This window comes from Rhodococcus sp. IEGM1339, assembly GCF_050321925.1.
Taxonomy (GTDB): Bacteria; Actinomycetota; Actinomycetes; order Mycobacteriales; family Mycobacteriaceae; genus Rhodococcus; species Rhodococcus pyridinivorans.
This window is the reverse complement of record NZ_JBNQFT010000055.1, coordinates 1-1,554: the sequence shown is the minus strand read 5'-3', so window position 1 is coordinate 1,554 and position 1,554 is coordinate 1. Positions and strand designations below refer to the sequence as shown.

Here is a 1,554-nt window from a genome sequence, read left to right as displayed (position 1 = left end):
AATTCGGTAGTTGTCAACCTGTCTGAGACAGGTGGTGGATGTTGATCCCTGTAGACCCGGGCAGTTCCGGCGCACGAGGCGCACGCCGGAACCGCTCGGGAAACTCCGCTGCATACTCATCGAGCATCTGCTGACGCAACCGCCGAACCGCAACAGCAGAACCGTCGAACACCGACGCCGGAGTATGCCGACCGAGCCCACTGTGCCGATGCTCGGTGGCATACCGATGCAGAAAACCCGCGGTCCACTCCCTGGCATGATCGATCGAATCGAACACCGGCGGGCAGGTCAGGTCGTACTTGACGGTCTTGAACAACGACTCCGAAAACGGATTGTCGTCACTGACCCGAGGACGGGAAAACGACGCGATCACCCCCCGCTCCTCGAGCAGATCGAGCAACACCGTCGACCGCATCGACGCCCCGTTGTCCGCATGCAACACTGACGGGCACCCGTGCTCGGCGATCGCCTCGGTGAACAACTTCACCGCACGCTCGCCGCTCTCATGGAACTCGATGCACCACGCGACCGGATACCGCGAGAACACATCGATCACCAGATACAACAGGTACCGGTCCTTCTTCCCGGGCCCCTTCAACTCGGTGATGTCCCACGACCACAGATCCCCGACCGCCCCGGCCCCGACCACCGGCCGGGCCCGGACAGGGCCGCCGCCCCCGCCGCCGCGGCGGCCACGCCGGTCCCCGACCAAGCTCGCCGCGCCGGCGACCCGATAGAACGTCCGCTCACTGCACGCCAGAACCCCTGCATCGAATGCACGCCAATAAACCTGAGCCACAGACAAATCCGCGTACTCGCCGGAGCACAGCACATCGCAGATCGTGTCACGTTCGCTCTCGCTGAGCGCGGCCGGCTGCCGACGCTTCGCCTGCGGCAGCGGATCCCCGGCCGGCCGGTAATGCGTATAGCCGCGACTGTGCCGGTAGTAACTGGCCCGAGGCAGTCCGAGCAGGGTGCAGGCCCGGGTCACCGGCATCGCCGCGTCCTGGTGCAATGTGGTGACCGTGGCGGTCAGGACAGCCTGTACCCCTCGAGCCATTGTTCGTACTCGGCCACGCTCATCAGCGCCGGTGGGATCGCAGGTGTCTCCGGCGCCGAGCTCTTGGTCACGTGCTCCAAGAGCTCGAATGCTTTTCCCAGGATCTGCTGGGCAGCTTCGGCCTGCTCGACCTTCTGACGCAGTTGCTGGTTTTCCTTGCGCAGCTGTGCCAGCTCCGCGCGCTCACGACTGTCCATGCGTCTACCCGGTTTCTCTGCGGCCGCCCTCATCGATGCGGTCCATTCTCCGCGGTCCCGGGCGGCGATCCAACGGTGGACCGTTCCGTAGGCGAGGTTGTTTTCACGCAGCAGTTTGGCACGGCTGCCGCGTTCGATGGCCGCGTCCCATTGCCGGAGGAACTCCGAGCGGTAGGCCATCGAGAACGAACGCATGCCTGTCGGTGTTCGGCCGACTTCGACGTCGATCATGATGCTTCCGTTTCCCCGCGTCCGTCCCTGAATGTGTCTCACGACCATCCTGGCAACCAACGAATT

Annotated in this window: 2 protein-coding genes; both read right to left on the bottom strand. The window is 64.4% G+C overall.

What is annotated here, in order from left to right; all coding sequences use genetic code 11:
* Positions 1 to 13: 13 nt before the first annotated feature.
* Entirely contained in the window at positions 14 to 1,015 is a 1,002-nt protein-coding gene (locus tag ACQR3U_RS23300; protein WP_269572374.1) for a DDE-type integrase/transposase/recombinase, read from the bottom strand.
* Positions 1,016 to 1,032: 17 nt separating this feature from the next.
* Entirely contained in the window at positions 1,033 to 1,488 is a 456-nt protein-coding gene (locus ACQR3U_RS23295; RefSeq protein WP_071936290.1) for a hypothetical protein, read from the bottom strand.
* Between the last annotated feature and the right edge of the window lie 66 nt (positions 1,489 to 1,554).

Coding starts and splice junctions, on each gene's coding strand:
- ACQR3U_RS23295 (WP_071936290.1), bottom strand. CDS start 1,488: ATGATCGACGTCGAAGTCGGCCGAACACCGACAGGCATGCGTTCGTTC.